The sequence below is a fragment of the Pseudomonas sp. Sample_20 genome, from assembly GCF_004307585.1.
In the GTDB taxonomy this organism is placed as follows: Bacteria; Pseudomonadota; Gammaproteobacteria; order Pseudomonadales; family Pseudomonadaceae; genus Aquipseudomonas; species Aquipseudomonas atacamensis.
On the sequence record NZ_RCOA01000119.1, the window covers coordinates 1 to 6,196 of the forward strand.

Genomic DNA, 6,196 nt, shown 5'->3' on the forward strand with positions numbered 1-6,196 from the left:
GATTTTGGTTGCGATGAAGATGGTCGATCTGCCCCGGATCAGTGTGGGAGCGAGCCTGCTCGCGAAAGCGCAGTGTCAGGCAATGACGATGTTGAATGTGCCGCCGCCTTCGCGAGCAGGCTCGCTCCCACAGGTTTTGGCTGTTTATTCAAAATCGAGATAAATCAAAAGGCTGCACCTTTGGGCCGAAGGCAGATATTCTGCGCTTCACACTGGTACGGGAACCCGATCAACTCCATGGCCAGCCACTGCCAGGATGAATTGCCCGACGCCAAAGGAGTGTTCGAATGAGCGAAAAAAAGCTGGAAACCACGGTCGACCGCGTCTACCAAGGCGTTTACGCGGCGATCAGCAAGCGTTCGTTGCGCCCGGGCATGAAGCTGGGTGAGGCCTCGCTGGCCGAGCTGTTCAATGTCAGCCGCACCTCGGTGCGTGCTGCGCTCAAGCAATTGGAGGCCGATGGCCTGGTGACGACCGAGCCCAACAAAGGCGCATCGGTGTCGCTGCCCAGTGACGCAGAGCTGCGTTCCTTGTTCGAAACCCGGCGGCTAATCGAGATCGGCATCGTCACCGAACTGTGCCGGCGTAAAGACAGCGTTGCCATGCAGGACCTGCGCGAGCACTTGTTACTGGAAGATGCCGCGCATGCTGCCGGCGACCATGAACGACTGATCCATCTGCTCGGCGAGTTCCACCTCAAACTGGCGCGCAGCCTGAACAATCCGGTACTGCTCGACTGGTTCCAGAAGCTGATCTCGCGGGCCTCGCTATATGCCGCCGCGCTCGATGATGACAGTCATCAAGCCTGCCGCGACGATGAACACCTGCGTTTGCTCGAGTACATCGAAGCCGGCGATCAGAGCGCCGCGATCGAACTGACCTGCACGCACCTCAACGGAATCGAGAAGGCGATCCTCGACGTCGCGGCGAAAATGAAAACCGGCTATCACCCACTCAAGCACTTGATTGGCGTTTGAATGGCTCTGCGTCGCAAATCGGCTATACCTGCGATGAAACCAATGCGTTTTCACAGCCTCGAAACACACGGGCGTCGCGTCGTTGTAGCGTTGCGATAGATCGGAAAACCGCAAAAAAGGACACTGAGTCAGGCGATGCAGTTTTTATCCGAAAGCCACGGCTGTGAGGGCTGGAAAGGCGAAATGGCCGAACGCATCCGTGCGTTCGACTGGAGCCACACCGAACTGGGCGCGCTCGCCGAATGGCCGGCCAGCCTGTGCAACACCGTGCAACTGATGCTGGCTTCGCCGTTGCCCATGGTGATGCTGTGGGGGCACGCCGGCTACATGATCTACAACGACGCTTATTCCGAATTCGCCGGCGGCCGCCACCCCTATCTGCTTGGCGTCCCGGTTGAGCTGGGCTGGCCGGAAGTCGCCGAGTTCAACCGCCACGTCGTTGACACCTGCCTGGCCGGTGGCACCTTGTCCTATCGCAACAAAGAGCTGGTATTGCTGCGCGACGGCGTGCCCGAAGACGTCTGGATGGATTTGTATTACAGCCCGGTGGCCAACGACGAAGGCGTGCCCGGCGGCGTCATGGCGATGGTGGTCGAAACCACCGAACTGGTGCATTCCGAGCGCCTGCGCCAGGCGGCCGAAGATGCCTATCGCGCCGACAACGAGCGCGTGCGTCTGGCGCTGAATGCCGGCGCACTGCTTGGCTCGTTTGTCTGGGACATCAAGAACAATCGCTTCTCCGCTGACGAACGTTTCGCCCGCACCTTTTCCTATCCGCCGGATCAGGACCTGAGCGATCTGCAACAAGAGATCGCCGAATCGCGCATTCATCCCGACGACCACCAATGGGTCCAGGAGCGGGTCGCCCATTGTGTGCGCACTGGCGAGCCCTACAACGCCGAGTACCGTGTACAGCGCCGCGATGGCCAATATCTGTGGGTGCTGGCCAGTGGTGCCTGCGAGTTCGATGAAGACGGAAGGCCGTTTCGCTTCCCCGGCGTGCTGATCGATATTCATGAGCGCAAGAATGCTGAAGAGTCGCTGCTCAAATTCACCCGTAACCTCGAACAGCGCGTGGCCGCTGAGGTGAATGCGCGACTGGCGGCTGAAGAACAACTTCGCCAGTCGCAGAAACTCGAAGCCATCGGCGGCCTGACCGGTGGCGTTGCCCATGACTTCAACAATCTGCTGCAAGTCATCGCCGGCAACCTGCATCTGCTCGCTCGGCACGAGCCCAACAATGCCAACGTGCAGCGCCGGGTCGGGGCTTCGCTGGCGGCGGTCGAGCGCGGGGCCAAACTGTCTTCACAATTGCTCGCGTTTGCCCGCCGGCAACCGCTTTCACCCGCCGTGTGCAACCCCGAACAGATTTTCGAAGGCGTTGGCGAGTTGCTGCAACGCGCCTTGGGCGAAACCATTCAGATCGACGTGCAGTTGCCGCCGCAGCCGTGGCATATCAATGTCGACCGCAACCAACTGGAAAACGCGATTCTCAATCTGGCCATCAACGCCCGCGACGCGATGAAAGGCGAGGGCGTCATCGGCCTCAGTGCCGCCAATGTCAGCCTGGACAGCGAATACTGCGCCGGCAAGGGCATAGCGGCCGGTGAGTATGTTCGCGTGGCGGTCACCGACACCGGCGTGGGTATTGCCCCACAAATGCTGGAACAGGTCTTCGAACCGTTCTTCACCACCAAGGCCGACGGCCAGGGCACCGGGCTCGGTCTGAGCATGGTTTTCGGCTTCGTCAAACAGAGTGGCGGCCACGTCGAGATCGACAGCAAGCTCGGCGAAGGCACGCGGGTGCAGTTGTATTTCCCGCGCAGTCTGCGTCCGGTTCGCGAAGAGACCGCCAGTGTCGGCGAACGCAAGAGCGGCGGCCACGAAACCATTCTGGTGGTGGAAGACAATGACGCGGTGCGCGCTTCGGCGGTCGAGTTGCTGCGCGAAGAAGGCTATCGGGTGATGACCGCGTGCAATGGCGACGTGGCCATGCAGATGTTGCTGGAAGGCATCGAGATCGATCTGATCTTCACCGACGTGGTCATGCCCGGCCTGATCAAGAGTTCGGATCTGGCCGCGTGGGCCAAGGTGCAGACACCGCCGGTGCCTGTGCTGTTCACTTCCGGGCATACCCGCGACATCATTTCCCGCGACCACCAGCTCAGCCCCGATACGCATCTGCTCGGCAAACCCTACAGCCCGCAAGCGTTACTGCAGATGATTTGCGAGGTGCTCGGCACCTGAAGCCGAGCGCCGCCCAGTTTTTCAATCAAGGCAGGCCGATGATTTCCAAGCGCAATTCCAAAGCACCCGCCGGCATGGTTCGTGTGCGCGGCGCCCGCGAACATAACCTGAAGAACGTTGATGTCGATATTCCGCGCGATGCGCTGGTGGTGTTCACCGGCGTCTCGGGTTCGGGCAAGTCGTCGCTGGCGTTTTCCACGCTGTACGCCGAGGCCCAGCGGCGGTATTTCGAATCGGTGGCGCCGTACGCGCGGCGGCTGATCGATCAGGTCGGCGTGCCGGATGTCGATTCCATCGAAGGACTGCCGCCCGCCGTCGCTTTGCAACAGCAGCGCGGCACGCCGAGCGCGCGTTCCTCGGTGGGCAGCGTGACGACGTTGTCGAGCCTGATCCGCATGCTCTATTCCCGCGCCGGCAGTTATCCGCCGGGGCAGCCGATGCTGTATGCCGAAGACTTTTCACCGAACACACCCCAAGGCGCCTGCCCGGAGTGTCACGGACTTGGCCGCGTCTATGAAGTGACCGAAGCGCTGATGGTGCCGGACCCGAACCTGACCATCCGCCAGCGCGCCGTGGCGTCGTGGCCCTTGGCGTGGCAGGGGCAGAACCTGCGCGATATCCTGGTGACCATGGGCATTGATGTCGATATTCCCTGGAAGAAACTGCCGAAAAAGCAGCGCGACTGGATTCTTTTCACTGAAGAAACGCCGACGGTGCCGGTGTACGCCGGGCTGACCCCGGAAGAAACCCGCGTCGCGCTCAAACGCAAAATGGAACCGAGTTATCAGGGTACCTTCACTGGCGCGCGGCGCTACATCCTGCACACCTTCACCCACTCGCAAAGTGCGCTGATGAAGAAGCGTGTTTCGCAGTTCATGCGCGGCAGCCCGTGCCCGTTGTGCGAGGGCAAACGGCTCAAGCGCGAGGCGTTGTCGGTGACCTTTGCCGGCTACGACATTGGCGAGTTGTCGCAGATGCCGTTGCTGCAAGTGGCCGAAGTGCTGCGGCCTGTAGCAGCAGCAAATTATCTGGAAAAAGCCGAGGAGAGCGGCGACACCCTCAGCCATGCGCAAACCCGCGAGGCGCGTCAGCAGCGGGTCGCCCATGGCGCCAGCGGGCATGCCAGCGCACCGGACGTGCGCCACACGCCGAACCTGTCGCTGGAAAAACGCTTGGCGGCGCAACGCATTGCTGAGGATTTGCTGGAGCGGGTCAGCACCCTGACCGATCTCGGCCTGGGGTATCTGGCGCTGGAACGCAGTACACCGACGCTGTCGTCGGGCGAGTTGCAGCGTTTGCGCCTGGCCACGCAATTGGGTTCGCAGTTGTTCGGGGTGATTTATGTGCTGGACGAACCGTCTGCCGGTCTGCATCCGGCGGATGGCGAGGCGCTGTTCGAGGCGTTGCAGCGCTTGAAGGCTGACGGCAATACGCTGTTTGTGGTCGAGCACGATGTTGAAACCATGCGCCGTGCCGACTGGCTGATTGACGTCGGCCCGGCGGCGGGCGAAAAGGGCGGCCGCGTGTTGTACAGCGGTCCGCCTGCGGGACTTGCTGATATTGCAGACTCGCAGACCCGCGCTTATCTGTTTGCCGAAAATCAACGCCCTGAGCGCGCCGCGCGCAAGCCGAGCGGCTGGCTGAAGCTGGACGGCGTGACGCGCAATAACCTGAATAATCTCAGCGCCGAATTCCCCTTGGGCTGTTTCACCTCGGTGACCGGCGTATCGGGTTCTGGCAAATCGAGTCTGGTCAGTCAGGCCTTGCTGGAACTGGTCGGCGCGCAGTTGGGCCGTCCAGTGGCCGAGGCCGAGTCGGAAGAACCGAGTCTGGAAGATGACACGCCGCCGCCCAGCACCGGGCAGATCAGCGCCGGCCTGGAGTCGATCAAACGCCTGGTGCAGGTTGATCAGAAACCCATCGGGCGCACGCCGCGCTCCAATCTGGCGACCTATACCGGGCTGTTCGACAACGTGCGCAAGCTATTCGCCGCGACTCCCGAGGCACAAGCGGCGGGCTATGACGCCGGGCAGTTTTCCTTCAACGTCGCCAAGGGCCGTTGCGCCACGTGTGAGGGCGAAGGTTTTGTCAGTGTGGAATTGCTGTTCATGCCCAGCGTGTATGCGCCGTGCCCGACCTGTCATGGCGCGCGGTATAACCCGCAGACGCTGGCGATTCTCTGGCAGGGCTTGAGCATCGCTCAGGTGCTGCAACTGACTGTCGATGAGGCGGTGTCGGTGTTTGCCGAGCAGGCAGGAATTCGTCGTTCGCTGGAAGTGCTGCGCGATATCGGCCTGGGTTACTTGCGCTTGGGGCAACCGGCCACGGAACTCTCCGGTGGTGAGGCGCAGCGGATCAAACTGGCAACCGAATTGCAGCGCAACCAGCGTGGCGCGACCTTGTATGTGTTGGATGAACCGACTACTGGATTGCATCCGCGAGATGTCGATCGACTGCTCGAGCAGCTGGATACGCTGGTGACGGCGGGGCACACGGTGATTGTGGTCGAACACGAAATGCGTGTCGTCGCGCAGAGCGACTGGGTGATAGACATCGGCCCTGGAGCGGGCAATCAGGGCGGCAGGATCGTCGCCGCCGGCACACCGCAAAAAGTTGCTGCGAGCAAGAAGAGCAAGACTGCGCCGTTTCTGGCTCGGGCATTAAGCCGATGATGGCGGCGCCTTGCCATACGCCATCGCTGGCAAGCCAGCTCCCACAGGTTTGAAAGGTGTACCCGGAAAAGGTGGTTACACTCGGATCCCCTTTGGGAGCGAGCTTGCTCGCGAAAGCGGAGTGTCAGTCGCAGATGAACTGACTGGACGGACGCCTTCGCGAGCAAGCTCGCTCCCACAGTTTTGCAGGCTGTACTCAATAAAGTGGTAACGCAGCAGACCCCCTGTGGGAGCGAGCCTGCTCGCGAAAGCAGAGTGTCAGTCGCAGATGAACTGACTGGACGGACGCCTTCGCGAGCA

At 61.4% G+C, this 6,196-nt stretch carries 3 protein-coding genes and 1 pseudogene; 3 read left to right on the forward strand and 1 reads right to left on the reverse strand.

Annotated features, from left to right (window positions below; all coding sequences use genetic code 11):
• Positions 1 to 44: 44 nt before the first annotated feature.
• Positions 45 to 161 (reverse strand): annotated as a pseudogene (locus D8U70_RS28185) (metal ABC transporter ATP-binding protein); the annotation flags it as partial.
• Between the two features lie 126 nt (positions 162 to 287).
• Between D8U70_RS28185 and D8U70_RS23285 the strand changes: the two are divergent.
• The 3 genes from D8U70_RS23285 to D8U70_RS23295 all read left to right on the forward strand — a co-directional run bounded on the left by D8U70_RS23285 (position 288) and on the right by D8U70_RS23295 (position 5,896).
• On the forward strand, positions 288 to 977 hold the full coding sequence (locus D8U70_RS23285; RefSeq protein ID WP_024012714.1) for a GntR family transcriptional regulator: 690 nt from the start codon (positions 288 to 290) through the stop codon (positions 975 to 977).
• Positions 978 to 1,112: 135 nt separating this feature from the next.
• Entirely contained in the window at positions 1,113 to 3,224 is a 2,112-nt protein-coding gene (locus D8U70_RS23290; RefSeq protein WP_130929831.1) for a PAS domain-containing hybrid sensor histidine kinase/response regulator, read from the forward strand.
• 38 nt (positions 3,225 to 3,262) lie between these two features.
• On the forward strand, positions 3,263 to 5,896 hold the full coding sequence (locus D8U70_RS23295) for an excinuclease ABC subunit UvrA (protein WP_130929832.1): 2,634 nt from the start codon (positions 3,263 to 3,265) through the stop codon (positions 5,894 to 5,896).
• Positions 5,897 to 6,196 lie beyond the last annotated feature (300 nt).

Coding starts and splice junctions, on each gene's coding strand:
- D8U70_RS23285 (WP_024012714.1), top strand. CDS start 288: ATGAGCGAAAAAAAGCTGGAAACCACGGTCGACCGCGTCTACCAAGGC.
- D8U70_RS23290 (WP_130929831.1), top strand. CDS start 1,113: ATGCAGTTTTTATCCGAAAGCCACGGCTGTGAGGGCTGGAAAGGCGAA.
- D8U70_RS23295 (WP_130929832.1), top strand. CDS start 3,263: ATGATTTCCAAGCGCAATTCCAAAGCACCCGCCGGCATGGTTCGTGTG.